The organism is Pseudomonas sp. P2S-1, from assembly GCF_057197725.1.
This window is the reverse complement of the sequence record NZ_CM170068.1, coordinates 2,865,644-2,882,311: the sequence shown is the minus strand read 5'-3', so window position 1 is coordinate 2,882,311 and position 16,668 is coordinate 2,865,644. Positions and strand designations below refer to the sequence as shown.

Sequence of the window (16,668 nt, the reverse complement as noted above, 5' to 3'; positions counted from 1 at the left end):
CGAAGGGGGACTGGCATTGCGCCAGAGGGCGCCGGAGCGCGGGCGCATCTTAGCAGGGGCGACCGCGTTGCGGTGCCCCGATTTGCCGTGATGCTGCCTACAGGAAGAACGAAGAAGGAGGGCGCAAATTCAGGATTTTGCCGGTTGCGACGGCTGGGTGCGGCGGCGCCAGGTGCCGTCCAGTTTCGACCAGGTCTTGCCGTCGGTCACGGCCAGTAATTTGCGACCATCCTTGAAGGTGGCGAGGAAGGTGATTTCCTCATCCTTGCTGCCCAGCCAGAGCCCGGCCAGCAGGCCCAGCGGCCCGGCCATCAGGCAGCCGGCGAAGCCCCAGCCGAGGGCGCTGCCAAGATTGCGGCTGGTTTCCTGGTTGGCGACCTTCATGTCCTTGATGCGTGAGAGTGCGATTTTTTCGCCCGGTGAGGGGCTCGCGGCGGTCTTGAGTGTGAGCGATCCATTGCGGTACTCGCCGTCACCTTGCAAGAAATCGCCGGATTGAACCGTGAGTCTTGTCATAAGGGTATCCAGGTTGAGAGGGCTATTGACCAGCGCCTACTCAGCCCTCCGGATACCCCCAAGTCAATCGCCAGGCGACGGAGGGTAGGACGTCCGTCAGACGGTTCTGACCTGCATCACTTTCCGCCCCGCCAGCCACCAGATCAGCAGGCCGACTGCACCGATGCCCAGCCCGGCGATGACGATGGCGTTCCAGCCCCAGGCCTGGAACAGTTGGGTACCGAGCAGCGAACCTGTGGCGCCGCCGATGAAATAGCAGGTGATATAGCCGGCGTTCAGGCGGTTGCGCGCTTCCGGGCGCAGGGCGATCACGGCGTTCTGGTTGCTGACGTGGACCAGTTGCACCGCCAGGTCAAGCAGCAGCACGCCGGCCAGCAACGCTGCCAGCGAGGTCGGGGCGAAGGCCAGTGGCACCCAGGACAGCAACTGCACCAACAAGCCGACCGTTGTGCCTTGCGCGCCCTTGCCCTTGTCGGCCAGGCGCCCGCCCCAGTTGGCGGCCAGGGCACCGGCGGCACCGGCCAGTCCGAACAGTCCGATCACCCCGTCGGAATACTCGTAGGGCTCGGCCTTCAGCAGAAACGCCAGGGGTGTCCAGAACAGGGCGAACAGGCAGAAGGAAATCGCCCCGAGCAATGAACGAAGACGCAGTACCGGCTCTTCGGCAAACAGCCGGAACACCGAGCCGATCAGCGCCGGATAGGCCAGCCCGGCATGTTGGTGGCGCTGGGGCAGGGCGCGGTACAGGGCGATGGCGCTGAGGACCATGAGTGCGGCGGCGAGCATATAGATGCTGCGCCAGTCGCCGAGGCTGGCCATGAAGCCGGCGGCGGTACGGGCCAGGAGAATGCCCAGCAGCAGGCCGCCCATCAGGGTGCCGACCACCCGGCCGCGTTCGCTTGGGTCGCTGAGTCCGGCAGCCATCGGCACCAGGACCTGGGCCACCACCGAGAACAGGCCGGTCAGGGTGGTGCCCAGCAGCAACCACGGCAGGCTGGGGGAGAAGGCGCTGATCAACAGGCCGACGGTGGCGATGCTGATCATGCTGACGATCAGCCGGCGCTGTTCGAACAGGTCGCCCAGCGGCGCCAGCAGGAACAAGCCGGCGCCGTAGCTGAGTTGTGCGGCGATAACGATCCAGCCGGCGCTGGCGGTGCTCAGGCCGAAATGCTCGGCGATGCTGTGCAGCAGCGGTTGCGCGTAATAGTTGCTGGCCACCGCCAGGCCGGTGGCGGTGGCCATCAGCAGGATCAGGGCGCGGCTCAGGGCAGGTGTGGAACTCATGGGTGTCTCCTTTCAAGAGCCGACAGTATCGGAAATCGACTAGCATGACGCCAACGCATAGTTTTCATCGGATCAATCTCGAAAGCAGATGGATAAATGAACCTCAAGCAGATCGAATACGCCCTGGCCGTCGCCGAAACCGGCAGCTTCACCAAGGCAGCGCAGCGTTGCCATGTCGTGCAGTCGGCGCTGAGCCATCAGATCGCCCGGCTGGAAGAACAGTTGGGCACCCAGTTGTTCGAGCGCAGTTCGCGTTGGGTCCGCCTGACCACCGCCGGCGAAGCCTTCGTACCCAATGCCCGTATCGCCCTGGATGCAGCGCGGCGGATCGCCGACGAGGTGGCTGCGGCCACCGGTGAAGTCCGCGGGCGCCTGTCCATCGGCGAGATCAGTTCGCTGACCGAGCTGGACCTGGTCGACCTGCTGGCCGGCTTTCACCGTGAATACCCCAAGGTGGATATCCGCTGGCTGATGGGCAAGAGCGAGCTGATGATCGGCGATGTCCGCGAGCGGCGCCTGGATGTGGCGTTTATCGGGGTCTGGCCGGGAGAGTCGCTGGAGGGGGTCGAGCATCGCCTGCTGGCCAAGGAGGAGCTGGTGGCGGTGTTGCCGCGGGAGCATCCGCTGGTTATCCACAGGCGCCTGTCGTTGGCGCAACTGGAGGACCAGCCGCTGGTGGACTTCCAGGCTGGCACCGGGGCGCGTCGGCAGACCGATGAAGCCTTCGCCACCGCCGGTCTGCGCCACCGGGTGCAGTTCGAAGTGGGCACCACCAACCTGATCGAGAAGTTCGTCCAGCGCGGTCTGGCCCTGGGGCTGGTGGCCGAGCGGGTGGCCGCCGGTTTCCAGCGGGTGAAGGTGCTGCCGATCAGCGATGCGCCGGTGCGTCATGTGTATGCCATCTGGTCGAAAACCCCGACCCCGGCCGCCAGTGCCTTTATCCAGTTGCTGGAACGGCACCTGGCGGCGCGGTGAACATCAGGCGGCGAAACCGCCGTCGATGGTCAGGCTGGCGCCGGTGATGTAAGCGGCTTCCGGGCCGGCCAGGTAGGCGACGAAGCTGGCGATCTCTTCCACATGCCCGTAGCGCCCGACCGCCATCAAGCCCATCAGGCTGTCGGCGAATTCGCTGTCGGCGGGGTTCATATCGGTGTCCACCGGGCCGGGCTGCACGTTGTTGATGGTGATGCCGCGTGGGCCGAGATCGCGGGCCAGGCCACGGGTCAGGCCGACCAGCGCCGACTTGCTCATGGCATAGGTGGCGCCACCGGCGAAGGGCATGCGTTCGGCGTTGGTGCTGCCGATATTGATGATCCGCCCGCCCTGGCCCATATGCCGGAGCGCGGCCTGGCTGGCGACGAAGACGCTGCGCACGTTGACCGCCAGGGTACGGTCGAAGTCGTCGAGGCTGAACTCGGCGATATCGCCGATGGCCAGCACGCCGGCGTTGTTGACCAGGATATCGAGGCGGCCGAAGTGTTCGGCAGTCAGGTCCACCGCTTGCTGCACGGCGGCCGCGTCGGCGCTGTCGGCCTTGAGGGCCAGGGCCTTGCCGCCGTTCTGGCGGATCTCGTCCTGCAGCTGTTCGGCAACGGCCTGCGAGCTGACGTAGGTGAAGGCCACTGCCGCACCCTGTTCGGCCAGACGCTTGACGATGGCCGCGCCGATACCGCGTGAGCCGCCCTGGACCAGTGCCACTTTGCCGCTGAGGTTGTGTTGAGTCGACATGCTTGATGCTCCGAAAGAACAAGGCTGGATGCCTTGTGAATGGAACCGAGTATCTGCCTGGGATTAGCGCCCGATAAGCCGGTAATCGCTATAGTCTGAATAAACCTTTGGTATGGAATCCCCGATGGAAAGCTTCAGCAGCATCGAGTGTTTTATCCGTAGCGCCGAGGTCGGCAGCTTCGCTGAAGCCGCACGGCGCCTGAGCCTTACCCCGGCTGCGGTGGGCAAGAATGTCGCCGGTCTGGAGGCGCGCCTGGGCGTGCGGTTGTTCCAGCGTAGTACCAGAAGTCTGACCCTGACCGAGGCCGGGCAGCGTTTTCTTGCCGAAGTGCGGGACAGTTTCCAGACCATCCAGCATGCGGTGAACAACCTGGCCAGCGCCGAAGGGCAGCCGGCGGGGACCTTGAAGGTCAGCATGGGGACGGTGTTCGGGCGGCTCTACATCCTGCCGCTGTTGGGAGAATTCCTGGGGCGTTATCCGGCGATCACGCCGGACTGGCACTTCGATAACCGTCAGGTGGATCTGATTGCCCAGGGTTTCGATGCGGCCATAGGCGGAGGTTTCGACCTGCCGCCCGGGGTAGTGGCACGCAAGCTGGCGCCGGCGCACCGGATCCTGGTGGCGTCGGCCGGGTATCTGGCGCGCTGCGGCGAGGTGCGCACGCCGGAGGACCTGGTCAGGGCGGACGGGATACTGATCCGCTCGCCGCAGACCGGGCGAGTGCGTTCGTGGCCGTTGACCAGCCGCTGGCAGGAGCAGAGTCCCTTGAGTTTGCGTCAGCGCATGACCATGACCGATTCCGAAGCGGCCTGTGCGGCGGCGGAGCAGGGCCTGGGGGTGGCGTTGGTGAGCATGCCGTTTGCCGTGCCGTATCTGCAGCGCGGCAGCCTGGTGCGGGTGTTGCCGGACTGGTATGTGGATGACGGGAATATCTCGTTGTACTACGCGCAGCACAAGCTGCTGCCGGGGAAGACCCGGGTGTTCGTGGATTTCGTGAGGGAGAAGTTTCTGGAGCAGGGGTTGGCGGGGCGGTTTGATGCGTTGGGCTGATCCGGAATTTGCTTTGCTCTCTCGGGCCTAATCGCTGGCAAGCCAGCTCCCACAGGTTCACCACTGTTCTTGAGAGCACCGCTGTACCTGTGGGAGCTGGCTTGCCAGCGATTAGGCCCGGAAGAACAACCTCTATCTCACAGAAATAACGGCCAACACCTGCCGCCCATTACCCACCACCAAATCCAGCTCATCGTCCTCAAACTTGCCCAACAGTTGCTGCCCCAGCGGCGATCTCGGGGTAATCACCGTCACCAGCCCATCCCCCTCGCCAATCTTCAACCCGGCCGCCTCGGGCCCGAGAAACAGCCACTGCCGGCGCCCGTCCTGATCCTCCAGCAACACCAGGTTGCTCACCTGGATGCCGCGTTCGGCGTCGTACTCACGCACGACCAACTGCTGATAAGCCGCCCGCGCCTGACGAATCTCTTCCATGCGCCGGGCCTGTCCGGTGGCCAGATAGGACGCTTCCAGGCTCAGGGTGTCGTACTTGTTCTCGGCGATGTTCTCTTCCGCGGTGGCCGCTTCATACGCGGTTTGCGCGGCACGCTGGATCATGTCCAGGTCGATGCCCAGGCGCTCGACGATGGCCTGCAGCAGCTCGTGCTTGTTCGGTTCAGCGGCAGAATTCAAGGACATTGGCCCGGCTTTTCTCGGTAGGTGCAGTGCGGTTCTGTTGCAGCCAGAACTGGCATTTGGGGTTGGACAGGTTGCGCGGGTTCCTCTCCGCGCTCTCGACGGCATCCTCGATCTGCTGTGTCTGCAAGGATTGCTGGTACTGCTCGAACATGTGGTTCTGCTCCGGCGACTGTTCCTGCGCACCCGGGCGCTGTGCTGCGGGTGGTTGCGGCGGGGCAGGGGGCGTCAGCGGCTGGCTGATCACCGCCGTCACCGGTTCGCGCACCTCGGGCACGAACTGCCAGACACCCCAAAGGGCCAGGCCGATGGCGATGAAACCCAGCCACAGTCCGAGGGCGACACCCAGGGCCAGCGGCAGGATTTTCGGAGAAATCTTGAAGGTACGAGGACGGGTTCGGTAGGACATGACAGCCTCCTGGCCAGGACAGGGACGGGATTGTCGCACGACGGATCTTTTTTCAGGGCCCGATAACCCGGACAATCGACGATTATTTGTTCGCGGCGCAAGAGGGCCTGCCATGAAACCGACCTGGGATATCTTCTGCTGCGTCGTCGACAACTACGGTGATATCGGCGTGACCTGGCGCCTGGCCCGGCAACTGGTGGCCGAGCACGGGGTGGCGGTGCGCCTGTGGGTCGATGAGCCGAAGGCGTTCGTACGTCTGTGTCCGGAGGCGGACGGCGAGGCACTGTGCCAGGTCCGCGATGGCGTCGAGGTACGCCGCTGGTTGGCAGAGTGGCAACCGGTGGCGGTAGCCGACGTGGTGATCGGCGCCTTCGCCTGCCAGTTGCCGGCGGCCTATGTCGAGGCGATGGCCGAACGCACCGCCCCGGCCCTGTGGCTGAACCTGGATTACCTCAGCGCCGAGGACTGGGTCGAAGGTTGCCATGGCCTGCCGTCGCCGCAGGCCAACGGGTTGCGCAAGGTGTTCTTCTTCCCCGGCTTCACCGAACGCACCGGTGGTTTGCTGCGCGAATCGGGATTGCTGGAGCGGCGCGACGCCTTTGATCGTCAGGCATTTCTGAATGGTCTGCAGATCCATCCTCAGCCCGAGGCTCGGCTGATTTCCCTGTTTGCCTATGAAAATCCCGGACTTGCCAGCTGGTTCGATGCCCTCGCCGAAGACGCCCGGCCCAACCATGTGCTGGTCCCGGAAGGGCGGGTACTCGGCGATGTAAAAGCCTGGCTGGCTGTGGATAACCTCGCTGTCGGAGATATCCACAGGCGCGGCGCCCTGACCGTGCAGATCCTGCCCTTCGTCAGCCAGGATGATTACGACCGCCTGCTGTGGAGCTGCGACTTCAACGCGGTGCGTGGCGAAGACTCCTTCGTCCGCGCGCAATGGGCCGGCCAGCCGCTGCTCTGGCATATCTATGTGCAGGAGGAGTACGCCCACTGGGAAAAGCTCGAAGCGTTCCTCGACCGCTACACCCAGGGCCTGGCGCCTGCCGCCGCGGCAGCGCTGGTGGAATTGTGGCGGGCCTGGAACATGGATCGGGACATGGGCGAGGCGTGGAAACAGCTGCTGCCGCACTGGCATGAACTGGCCGTGCACGCCCGTGGCTGGTGCGCGGAGCAGGCCGCTCGGCCGGACCTTGCCAAGGCGCTGGTACAGTTTTACCGAAATTGGATATGATACGCGGCCTCGATTTTTATAAATCCATCCAGATTCGGATACTTCGTAATGAAAACTGGTAAAGAGCTGAAACCCGGTACCGTACTGCGTATCGACAACGACCCGTGGCTGGTCCAGAAAGCTGAGTTCACCAAATCGGGCCGTAACAGCGCGATCATGAAGACCAAGCTGAAGAACCTGCTGACCGGCTACAAGACCGAAACCGTATACGGTGCGGACGACAAGCTGGACGACGTGATCCTGGATCGCAAAGAAGCGACCCTGTCGTTCATCAGCGGTGACTCGTACACCTTCATGGACACTTCCGACTACACCATGTACGAACTGAACGCCGAAGACATCGACGCCGTTCTGCCGTACATCGAAGAAGGCATGGAAGACATCTGTGAAGCCGTCTTCTTCGAAGGCCGCCTGGTTTCCGTAGAGCTGCCGACCACCATCAGCCGTCAGGTCGTCTACACCGAGAACGCTGCTCGTGGCGACACCTCCGGCAAGGTCATGAAGCCTGCCAAACTGAAGAACGGTACCGAGATCCAGGTTGCCGACTTCATCCAGATCGACGAGTGGATCGACATCGATACTCGCGACAACAGCTTCAAGGGCCGTTCCAAGAAGTAATCTTCCTGGCGTCCACGAAAAACCCGGCCTCGGCCGGGTTTTTTCATTTCTGAGCTCCAAGCCTCAAGCTTTAAGCCTCAAGCAAGAGCGACGCGGACCGCTGTTTCTTGCAGCTTACGGCTTGAAGCTTACAGCTCGCTTCATCAAACGCTTACGTGCAGGCGTACATCGACGTTGCCGCGGGTGGCGTTGGAGTACGGGCAGACCTTGTGCGCGGCGTCGACCAGGGCCTGGGCGTCGGCTTGTTCGAGGCCCGGCAGGCTGATGCGCAGGTCGATATCGAGACCGAAGCCGCCTTCGATCTGGCCAATGCCGACTTCGGCGGTGATCGCGGTTGCCGCAGGCAACTGGCGTTTGCCCTGGCCGGCAACGAATTTCAGGGCGCCGATGAAGCAGGCCGAGTAGCCGGCGGCGAACAGTTGTTCCGGGTTGGTCGCCGCGCCGCCGGCACCGCCGAGTTCTTTCGGGGTGGCCAGTTTCACGTCGAGGATGCCGTCGTTGGAAACGGCACGACCATCGCGGCCACCAGTGGAGGTTACGTGTGCGGTGTAGAGCGCTTTCATGGAAATGTCCTCGAACCTTGATAAGTGTTTGGCACCGGGGAAGGGTGCCATCTGGGTACGGGGATTAAGTTAGTTCACAAATATTTAGTGCGCAAGATAAATTTTAGGACTTTTTCCGGTCAGGCCAGGCGACGGGGCAGGCGCTTGCCTCAAAAGCCCCGTCGCAGAGCCATCAGAGGCTCTTTTGCAGTTGTTCGCGCAACGCCAGTAATTGCGCCTGGAGCTTCTGCAGTTGCTCCATCGACTGGCCGCTGGCGCCGAGAATGCAATGTGGAACCTTGCGCGCCTGCTGCTGCAGTTCACGTCCGGCCTCGGTGAGTTCGACGATCACCACCCGCTCATCCTCGCGGCTGCGGGTGCGCTTGAGCAGGCCTTCGGCCTCCAGGCGCTTGAGCAGCGGGGTGAGGGAACCCGGATCGGTGAGCAGGCGCTGGCTGATTTCGCCGACGGTCAGGGCGTCCTCTTCCCACAGCACGAGCATCGCCAGGTACTGTGGATAAGTCAGCCCGAGGGCCTGCAGCAGAGGTTTGTAGACTTTGGTCATCAGCAGCGAAGTGGAATGCAGGGCAAAGCACACCTGGTTATCCAGGAGCAGTTCGTCGCAACGGTCGGGAGCTTGGGTATCGGCGTTCATGCAGATCCTTGTAATCGTCTGGCCCTTGAATGTTAGCACGCAAGTTTTTAGCGCGATCGCCAGCTCAGTTCGCTCTGCAGCGCGAGATCCCAGGGCGGCACCGGGCTAAAACGGCTCTTGAGGAATTCGAGCAGCAAACGGCTGCGAGAGTTCGTTTCATGTTCAAGACGAAGCGCATAGACCCCACTGGTCTCGGTAGCGGGCAGGCCGTTTTCGCAGAACAGCGGAAGCAAATCGCCACGCAGCAGATACTCGCTGATCAGCCAGGTCGGCAGGTGGGCGATGCCCAGGCCGGCGAGCGCGCCGAACAGCAGGGTTTCGGCGTTGTTTGCGGTCATGCGCATCCGTGATGGGCGGAACAGACGCATCTGTCCTTCCAATTCGAAGCGCCAGGCGAAGGGCGGGGCCAGGCCATCCCAGTCCAGGCCGTCGTGTTCGGTCAACTCGGCCGGGCTGGCCGGCACGCCGCGCTGGCGCAGGTAAGCAGGGCTGGCACAGGCGATGCGCACCATATAGGCCAGCGGGGTGGCCACCAGTCGGGTATCCGCGAGCGGGCCGGCGCGCAGCACCAGGTCCACCTCGCCAAGGTGCGACCCGTGCATATCGACGAAGCTGTCGATCAGGCGCAGTTGCACATCGAGCCCGGGGTAGGCGACGAGGAAGTCGGCGATGGCCGGCGCCAGGTGACGTCGACCGAAGGCCGCTGGCGCATCGATGCGGATCAGGCCTTCCGGCGCGTTGCTCAGTGAGACTGCTTCGGCCCGGGCCAGGCGCAGCTCCTCGACGATCCGCCGGGCGCGCTCGGCAAAGGCGTTGCCGGCCGGAGTCGAGCGTACGGCATGGGTACTACGAACGAAAAGGCGGCTGCCTACCGCGTTCTCCAGGTTGTCGATGCGCCGCGCCACCGCCGAAGGCGTCAACGGATGGCGCCGCGAGGCGGCGGAAAAGCTACCGGTTTCGAGGACATCGAGAAACAGCGTGAGCTGTTCGGTCAGAGCATCGGGGTTCATGGTGATCGTTTGCTTGTGCGGAATTGGCACAGCCATTGTGCGTTGCTATGCGTTTCCCCGCTAGGCGCAGATCGGTAGCATGCTTGCCATTGAATAGCGGGTGAGGCCGGCATGATCGAGTGGTTGATGTATATCGTCCTGGGCGCGGCCCTGGGCACCGTGGGTGGTCTGTTCGGCATCGGTGGCGGCCTGATTGCGATTCCGGCGCTGGGGGTGCTGTTCGGCCTGGACCAGCAACTGGCCCAGGGTACGGCGCTGGTCATGGTGGTGCCCAACGTGATGCTGGCGTTGTGGCGTTATCACCAGCGCAACCGCATCGAGGCGCGGCATGCGTTGCCGCTGGCGGCGGCCGGTTTCGTCTTCGCCTGGCTCGGTTCGCTGTGGGCCGTGGGCGTGGATGCGCGGGCGATGCGCATTGGTTTCGTCGCGTTTCTCGTGGCCTTGGCGGCCTGGAATGTGGTGAGGATGTTCATGAAGACTTCGCCGCCTTCCAGTGAACTGCGTCATCCCTGGCCGTGGCTGGGTGTGTTGGGCAGTTTTTCCGGGGTGATGGGGGGCTTGTTCGGCGTTGGTGGCGCGGTGGTGGCGACGCCGGTGCTGACCAGTGTGTTCGGCACGACCCAGGTGGTCGCACAAGGCCTTTCGCTGGCCCTGGCCTTGCCGAGTACGGCGGTGACTCTGGCGACCTACGGTTTCCACCAGCATGTGGAATGGACCATGGGTATCCCGCTGGCGGTAGGTGGCCTGCTCAGCATCAGTTGGGGGGTGAAGCTGGCGCATGCGATGCCGGAGAAGATGCTGCGCTCGCTGTTCTGTGGATTCCTGGTGGTCTGCGCGCTGATGCTCGGCTTCAAAATCTAGACCCAAATCCACGGAACAACACAAAACCCTGTGGGAGCTGGCTTGCCAGCGATGAGGCCAGACCTGACAACATCTTTGTCATTGCCGGCCAAATCGCTGGCAAGCCAGCTCCCACAGGTGTATTCAGCGGCGAACCTGCTTTAGGGTCTCGGCAATCAGAAACGCCAGCTCCAGCGACTGATCGGCATTCATCCGCGGATCACAGTGCGTGTGATACCGATCGGACAAGCCATCCTCGGTAATCGGCCGCGCGCCACCGATGCACTCGGTGACATTCTGCCCGGTCATTTCGATATGAATCCCGCCGGCATGGGTCCCTTCGGCCTGGTGCACCTGGAAGAACTGCTTCACCTCGCTGAGGATCTGCGCGAAATCCCGGGTCTTGTAGCCGCTACTGGCCTTGATGGTGTTGCCGTGCATCGGGTCCGAGCTCCACAGCACCTGGCGGCCTTCGCGCTCGACGCTGCGGATCAGGTTGGGCAGATGATCACCGACTTTCTCCGCACCCATGCGCACGATCAGGTTGAGGCGCCCCGGGTCGTTGGCCGGGTTGAGAATATCGATCAGGCGGATCAGCTCCTCGGTGTTCATGCTCGGGCCGACCTTGACCCCGATCGGGTTGTTTACCCCACGCAGGAATTCGACATGGGCGCCGTCCAGCTGACGGGTCCGGTCGCCGATCCAAAGCATGTGTGCCGAGCAGTCGAACCAGTCCCCGGTCAGGCTGTCCTGGCGCACGAAGGCCTGCTCGTAATTGAGCAGCAGTGCTTCGTGGGCCGTGAAGAAGCTGGTCTCGCGCAGTTGCGGTGCGGTGTCCAGGCCGCAGGCGCGCATGAAGGACAGGGTCTCGTCGATGCGGTCGGCGAGCTGGCTGTATTTTTCGGCCAGGGCCGAGTTGGCGATGAAGTCCAGGTTCCACTTGTGCACCTGGTGCAGGTCGGCGAAACCGCCCTGGGCGAAGGCGCGCAGCAGGTTGAGGGTGGCGGTGGCCTGGTGGTAGGACTGCAGCAGGCGCTCCGGGTCCGGCACGCGGCTTTTTTCGTCGAAGCCGATGCCGTTGACGATGTCGCCGCGGTAGGCCGGCAGGGTCACGCCGCCGATGGTTTCATCACCGGAGGAGCGCGGCTTGGCGAATTGCCCGGCCATGCGCCCGACCTTCACCACCGGGCAGCCGGCGGCGAAGGTCATGACGATCGCCATCTGCAGCAGCACCTTGAAGGTGTCGCGGATCTTCGCGGCGGAGAACTCGGCAAAGCTTTCCGCACAGTCGCCGCCCTGGAGCAGGAAGGCACGGCCCTGGGTCACCTCGGCGAACTGCCGGCGCAGCTCGCGGGCTTCCCCGGCGAACACCAGCGGCGGGTAGCTGGCCAGGGTCTGTTCGACCTTGAGCAGGTGGGCGGCGTCAGGATAGACGGGTTGTTGCTGGATCGGCAGCGCGCGCCAGCTTTCGGGACTCCAGGGTTGGCTCATCACAGGCTCGGTTCTTTTATTGGCTGAGGCAAAAATGCATGCCTGCCATGCTATCACCCGGCACACGCCTTGTTGCACTGCACACATTGACGGACAATGCCGGCTTTTGCTTGGGGCACACAGGGTTGCCGGGAGACAGCATGACAGAGCGGGAAGAGCGGCTGCTGGCGCAGGTGCACGACCAGTTCGGCACCATCAGCGTGTACGAGGTCGAGGACTACCGCTTCCTGGAATTCGGCGAGGCCATCGAGCAGAGCTGCGTGTTCACCGCCGATCCGAGCTGGCTGGAGTACGACTACACCCGCGCCATGCTGGTCGGCGCGCTGTGCCATGAACAGCCGGAAAGCGCGCTGTTTCTCGGCCTCGGTGCCGGCACCCTGACCCAGGCCTGCCTGAAATTCCTGCCGCTGGACGATGTCGAGGCCATCGAACTGCGCCCGGACGTGCCGCGCCTGGCCATCGAGTACCTCGGCCTGGACGACGATCCACGCCTCTACATCCGCGTCGGCGATGCCCTTGAACTGCTGCCGACGGCTGAACCTGCGGACCTGATCTTCGTCGACCTGTATACCGACCATGGTCCGGGCGTCGGTCATCTGGCCTGGGGCTTCCTCGAAGACTGCCAGAAGCGCCTGAATCCCGGCGGCTGGCTGGTGATCAACCAGTGGGCCGGTGACGACGGCCGACCGCTGGGCGCGGCCCTGCTGCGTGGCCTGTATTCCCGCCACTACTGGGAACTGCCGGTGAAGGAGGGCAACGTGATCCTGCTGGTGCCCGCCGACCTCGACCAGACCCTCGACGAAGCCGGGCTGCGCGCCCGTGCCGAAGCCCTGGCGCCGCGCCTGGGTTACTCCTTGCAATACTTGATCGAGGTGCTCCGACCGGCGTCCTGAGTAAATCGTTTCAGCGAGCAAGCCCCCGTCTCAGGCAACCTGGGGGCCTTGGAGATCGGCAGGGCTTGTCGTTCCAAGGCTTGCGCTTGTCGTTTTCCGAAAAAAACCTCTCACCGAACGAACGAATTCAGGTATAGTGCGCGCCGGTCTTTTAACGGACCTCGTTCAAGGCAGTGCTCCGAAGTCAACTTCGGCTGCGTGTCCGCTTCGCGGACGCTTCCGGGACGTTCTTTTCTTTATCTTCAATCGTTTTCGCAAATCCCCGCCGACAAAGCTGCCAGGGTGACCTTCGGGTCTTACAAGGCATGCGCAGCTTTGGAGCATGGGTCTTTGCGGATGCACTTAGAGGCAGACCCATGACCCAGGAAACCGGCGGCTTCGCCGCTCTCGATCTTCATCCAAGTATTGTTGCTGCCGTTCTGGCTACCGGCTACGAAGAGCCGTCCGCCATTCAGCAACAATCTATCCCGATCATTCTCGCCGGTCATGACATGATCGGTCAGGCGCAGACCGGTACCGGTAAAACCGCCGCCTTCGCCCTGCCCATCCTGAACCGCATCGACCCGAGCAAGCGCGAGCCGCAAGCCCTGATCCTGGCGCCAACCCGTGAGTTGGCGCTGCAAGTCGCTACCGCATTCGAAACCTACGCCAAGCAGATGCCGGGCGTAACCGTGGTAGCTGTATACGGTGGTGCCCCGATGGGCCCACAACTGAAAGCCATCCGCAACGGCGCGCAAATCGTCGTGGCAACCCCTGGCCGTCTGTGCGACCACCTGCGTCGCGACGAGAAAGTCCTGGCCACCGTGAACCACCTGGTTCTCGACGAAGCCGACGAAATGCTCAAGCTGGGCTTCATGGATGACCTCGAAGTGATCTTCAAGGCCATGCCGGAAAGCCGTCAGACCGTACTGTTCTCGGCCACCCTGCCGGCATCGATCCGTGCCATCGCCGAGCGCCACCTGCGCGAGCCGAAGCACGTCAAGATCCAGAGCAAGACCCAGACCGTGACCGCCATCGAGCAGGCGCACCTGATGGTCCATGCCGACCAGAAGGTTTCCGCTGTCCTGCGTCTGCTGGAAGTGGAAGAGTTCGACGCCCTGATCGCCTTCGTCCGCACCAAGCAGGCCACCCTGGACCTGGCCAGCGCCCTGGAAGCCAAAGGCTACAAGGCCGCTGCGCTGAACGGCGACATCGCCCAGAACCAGCGTGAGCGCGTGATCGACTCGCTCAAGGACGGTCGCCTGGACATCGTCGTCGCTACCGACGTCGCTGCCCGTGGTCTGGACGTACCGCGTATCACCCACGTGTTCAACGTCGACATGCCGTACGATCCGGAGTCCTACGTACACCGTATCGGCCGTACCGGCCGTGCCGGTCGCGAAGGTCGTGCGCTGCTGCTGGTCACCCCGCGTGAGCGCCGCATGCTGCAGGTGATCGAGCGTGTGACCGGGCAGAAGGTTGCCGAAGTTCGCCTGCCGAACGCTCAGGCCGTTCTCGATGCACGCATCAAGAAACTGACCAACAGCCTGGCGCCGCTGGTTGCCGATGCCGAAGCTACTCATGGCGACCTGCTGGACCGCCTGACTGCCGATATCGGTTGCAGCCCGCGTGCCCTGGCCGCAGCCCTGCTGCGCAAGGCCACCAACGGTCAGGCCCTGACCCTGGAAGCCGTGGAGAAAGAGCAACCGCTGGTGCCGTCCTACACGCCGCGTGAGCGTACCGGTGGCGAGCGTTCCGAGCGTAGCGGTGGTGAGCGCGAGCGTCGCGCACCGATGCCGTTGGGCGAAGGTCGTGCCCGTTGCCGTACCGCGCTGGGCGCGCGTGACGGTATCGCCGCGAAGAACCTGCTGGGCGCCATCCTCAACGAAGGCGGCCTGGCCCGCGAAGCCATCGGCCGCATCCAGGTGCGTGACAGCTTCAGCCTCGTTGAGCTGCCGGAAGAAGGTCTGGACCGTCTGCTGGCCAAGCTCAAGGACACCCGCGTTGCCGGCAAGCAGCTGAAGCTGCGCCGTTATCGCGAGGATTGATCCTCGGCTGAATGAAAAATCCCCGACTGGTTCGGGGATTTTTTTTGCCTGTCTGGATGGCTTCCACAATGGTTGCGGCGACGCAGATCCCTGTGGAAGCCGGCGATGACGCCATCAGAAACACAGAAAAGCATCAGTCGAACCTGTAGATATCCATCCCCAGCGCCCCCAGGGTGAACCCCTGGTGCTCGATCCCGAACCGCTCCCCGGCCCCCCGGGCAAAGTACAGCGGCAGCAGATGCTCATCACTCGGATGATTGCGCACCGCAAACGGTGCCTGCCTGCGGTAGTCCAACAGCGCTGCACTATCGTCAGCCGCCAGCTTCTCCACCATCCAGTCCCGGAAGGCCAGGGCCCATGGCGTCGAGCCGTTGTCGGTCGCACGCCAGTCCAGCTCGCCGAGGTTGTGGGTAATGCTCCCCGAACCGATCAGCAGAATCCCGTCAGCCCGCAGCGAAGCGAGGGCGTGTCCCACTCGTTCCTGCAAGGCGGGGCCCTGCCGGCTGGGCAGCGAGACCTGGACCACCGGAATATCCGCCTGCGGATACATCAGTGACAGCGGTACCCAGGCGCCGTGGTCGAACGGCCGTTTCGGATCCAGCCCGGCGGGCAGGCCCGCCTCCTGGAGCAGCCCGGCCACACGCTCGGCCAGCGCCGGATCGCCGGGCGCCGGGTACTGCACGGCGAACAGCGCAGGCGGGAAGCCGCCAAAGTCATGCCAGGTGGCCGGGTGCGCTGCGCTGGCGACCCGCAGGTCGTGGCTTTCCCAGTGGGCCGAGACCACGACGATGGCCTTGGGTCGCGGCAGGCTGGCGGCCAGCCGTGCCAGGGCCGGACCGCTTTCGCCCGGTTCCAGGGCCAACATGGGTGAACCATGGGAAATGAACAGGCTGGGAAGCATGCTGAGTGTCCTGAGAGGTATGATGACCACTATCTTCAGGCAGATCATTGATCTAATTCCAATATAAGTTTTCGCAGTATTTGATCGAAATCTTCGAGGTCAGCATGCAAGCGGATTTTTGGCACAAGCGCTGGGAGCGCAATCAGATCGGTTTCCACCAGGACCAGGTCAATCCTTATCTGGCGCGGTATTGGCCAACCCTGATGATCGACGCTGGCAGCCGGGTGCTGGTGCCCCTGTGCGGCAAGAGCCTGGACCTGGCCTGGCTGGCGGGGCAGGGGCTGCGGGTGCTGGGCGTGGAACTGTCGCAGCGGGCGGTGGAGGATTTCTTTGCCGAACAGCAGGTGCAGCCGGAGCGCTATCAGCACGGTGCTTTCAGTTGCTATCGCAGTGAGGGTGTGGAGATCTGGTGCGGGGATTTCTTCGCGCTGACTGCAGAGGATGTAGCTGATTGCGTGGGGCTTTACGACCGTGCGGCGTTGATTGCCTTGCCGCCGGAGATGCGCCGGCGCTACGTGGCGCACCTGGGGGCAATATTGCCCAAGGGCTGCCGTGGCGTGCTGGTGACCATGGACTATGACCAGTCGAAGCTGGACGGCCCGCCGTTCTCGGTGGCGGATGCTGAGGTGCAGGCGCTGTATGCCGGGCGCTGGCAGGTGAGTGAGGAGGCGGTGCAGGACATTCTTGGGGAGAGCTGGAAGTTCGTGCAGGCGGGTGTCGGTAGCCTGTTGGAACGGGCCTACATTCTCAGAAGCTGAACGCCTAACCTGTGGGAGCTGGCTTGCCAGCGATTGCGGCGGTGAATTCACCACAGCTATCGCTGGCAAGCCAGCTCC

General features: G+C 63.5%; 18 protein-coding genes. 8 read left to right on the top strand and 10 right to left on the bottom strand.

Annotated features, from left to right (window positions below; genetic code table 11):
* Positions 1–129: 129 nt before the first annotated feature.
* Both AC2CQI_RS12580 and AC2CQI_RS12575 read right to left on the bottom strand, forming a co-directional pair.
* Positions 130–516, bottom strand: a complete 387-nt coding sequence (locus AC2CQI_RS12580; RefSeq protein ID WP_484580339.1) for a hypothetical protein — start codon at positions 514–516, stop codon at positions 130–132.
* Between the two features lie 96 nt (positions 517–612).
* Positions 613–1,800: an MFS transporter gene (locus AC2CQI_RS12575; RefSeq protein WP_484580338.1), complete on the bottom strand. Its 1,188-nt coding sequence runs from the start codon at positions 1,798–1,800 to the stop codon at positions 613–615.
* A gap of 96 nt (positions 1,801–1,896) precedes the next feature.
* Between AC2CQI_RS12575 and AC2CQI_RS12570 the strand changes: the two genes are divergently transcribed.
* A complete protein-coding gene (locus tag AC2CQI_RS12570; protein ID WP_075803850.1) occupies positions 1,897–2,775 on the top strand; it encodes a LysR family transcriptional regulator in 879 nt (292 codons plus the stop codon).
* Between the two features lie 3 nt (positions 2,776–2,778).
* Here the strand turns inward: AC2CQI_RS12570 and AC2CQI_RS12565 are convergent, their stop codons facing one another.
* Positions 2,779–3,528, bottom strand: a complete 750-nt coding sequence (locus AC2CQI_RS12565) for a 3-oxoacyl-ACP reductase family protein (protein WP_484580337.1) — start codon at positions 3,526–3,528, stop codon at positions 2,779–2,781.
* Between the two features lie 124 nt (positions 3,529–3,652).
* On the opposite strand from AC2CQI_RS12565, the gene AC2CQI_RS12560 reads away from it, so the two are divergent.
* Entirely contained in the window at positions 3,653–4,579 is a 927-nt protein-coding gene (locus AC2CQI_RS12560) for a LysR family transcriptional regulator (RefSeq protein WP_484580336.1), read from the top strand.
* A 132-nt stretch (positions 4,580–4,711) separates the two neighbouring features.
* On the opposite strand, the gene AC2CQI_RS12555 is transcribed toward AC2CQI_RS12560, so the two are convergent.
* Complete coding sequence (locus tag AC2CQI_RS12555; RefSeq protein WP_075803853.1) at positions 4,712–5,218, bottom strand: GreA/GreB family elongation factor; 507 nt, start codon at positions 5,216–5,218, stop codon at positions 4,712–4,714.
* Positions 5,196–5,624 carry a hypothetical protein gene (locus tag AC2CQI_RS12550; RefSeq protein WP_484580335.1) on the bottom strand — a complete coding sequence of 143 codons (429 nt, stop codon included), beginning with the start codon at positions 5,622–5,624 and terminating at the stop codon, positions 5,196–5,198. Before AC2CQI_RS12550 ends, AC2CQI_RS12555 begins: the two co-directional genes overlap by 23 nt.
* 112 nt (positions 5,625–5,736) lie before the next feature.
* Between AC2CQI_RS12550 and earP the strand changes: the two genes are divergently transcribed.
* Both earP and efp read left to right on the top strand, forming a co-directional pair.
* Positions 5,737–6,855, top strand: coding sequence for an elongation factor P maturation arginine rhamnosyltransferase EarP (earP, locus tag AC2CQI_RS12545; protein WP_484580334.1), 1,119 nt, complete (start codon positions 5,737–5,739; stop codon positions 6,853–6,855).
* A 48-nt stretch (positions 6,856–6,903) separates the two neighbouring features.
* Complete coding sequence (gene efp, locus AC2CQI_RS12540) at positions 6,904–7,473, top strand: elongation factor P (protein WP_008092676.1); 570 nt, start codon at positions 6,904–6,906, stop codon at positions 7,471–7,473.
* Positions 7,474–7,616: 143 nt separating this feature from the next.
* On the opposite strand, the gene AC2CQI_RS12535 is transcribed toward efp, so the two are convergent.
* The 3 genes from AC2CQI_RS12535 to AC2CQI_RS12525 all read right to left on the bottom strand — a co-directional run bounded on the left by AC2CQI_RS12535 (position 7,617) and on the right by AC2CQI_RS12525 (position 9,680).
* On the bottom strand, positions 7,617–8,036 hold the full coding sequence (locus AC2CQI_RS12535; RefSeq protein ID WP_484580333.1) for an organic hydroperoxide resistance protein: 420 nt from the start codon (positions 8,034–8,036) through the stop codon (positions 7,617–7,619).
* A gap of 172 nt (positions 8,037–8,208) precedes the next feature.
* Positions 8,209–8,670: a MarR family winged helix-turn-helix transcriptional regulator gene (locus AC2CQI_RS12530; protein ID WP_484580332.1), complete on the bottom strand. Its 462-nt coding sequence runs from the start codon at positions 8,668–8,670 to the stop codon at positions 8,209–8,211.
* A 47-nt stretch (positions 8,671–8,717) separates the two neighbouring features.
* Complete coding sequence (locus tag AC2CQI_RS12525; RefSeq protein WP_484580331.1) at positions 8,718–9,680, bottom strand: LysR family transcriptional regulator; 963 nt, start codon at positions 9,678–9,680, stop codon at positions 8,718–8,720.
* Between the two features lie 111 nt (positions 9,681–9,791).
* On the opposite strand from AC2CQI_RS12525, the gene AC2CQI_RS12520 reads away from it, so the two are divergent.
* Positions 9,792–10,541, top strand: coding sequence for a sulfite exporter TauE/SafE family protein (locus tag AC2CQI_RS12520; protein WP_075803859.1), 750 nt, complete (start codon positions 9,792–9,794; stop codon positions 10,539–10,541).
* Between the two features lie 123 nt (positions 10,542–10,664).
* Here the strand turns inward: AC2CQI_RS12520 and AC2CQI_RS12515 are convergent, their stop codons facing one another.
* Positions 10,665–12,011, bottom strand: coding sequence for a class II 3-deoxy-7-phosphoheptulonate synthase (locus AC2CQI_RS12515; RefSeq protein WP_075803860.1), 1,347 nt, complete (start codon positions 12,009–12,011; stop codon positions 10,665–10,667).
* Positions 12,012–12,151: 140 nt separating this feature from the next.
* On the opposite strand from AC2CQI_RS12515, the gene AC2CQI_RS12510 reads away from it, so the two are divergent.
* Together AC2CQI_RS12510 and AC2CQI_RS12505 are read left to right on the top strand one after the other, a co-directional pair.
* Complete coding sequence (locus tag AC2CQI_RS12510; protein WP_484580330.1) at positions 12,152–12,904, top strand: spermidine synthase; 753 nt, start codon at positions 12,152–12,154, stop codon at positions 12,902–12,904.
* A 356-nt stretch (positions 12,905–13,260) separates the two neighbouring features.
* Complete coding sequence (locus tag AC2CQI_RS12505) at positions 13,261–14,931, top strand: DEAD/DEAH box helicase (RefSeq protein WP_075803862.1); 1,671 nt, start codon at positions 13,261–13,263, stop codon at positions 14,929–14,931.
* A 133-nt stretch (positions 14,932–15,064) separates the two neighbouring features.
* Here the strand turns inward: AC2CQI_RS12505 and AC2CQI_RS12500 are convergent, their stop codons facing one another.
* Positions 15,065–15,832, bottom strand: coding sequence for a DODA-type extradiol aromatic ring-opening family dioxygenase (locus tag AC2CQI_RS12500; RefSeq protein WP_075803863.1), 768 nt, complete (start codon positions 15,830–15,832; stop codon positions 15,065–15,067).
* 104 nt (positions 15,833–15,936) lie between these two features.
* Between AC2CQI_RS12500 and AC2CQI_RS12495 the strand changes: the two genes are divergently transcribed.
* On the top strand, positions 15,937–16,590 hold the full coding sequence (locus AC2CQI_RS12495) for a thiopurine S-methyltransferase (RefSeq protein ID WP_075803991.1): 654 nt from the start codon (positions 15,937–15,939) through the stop codon (positions 16,588–16,590).
* The last annotated feature ends 78 nt before the right edge of the window (positions 16,591–16,668 follow it).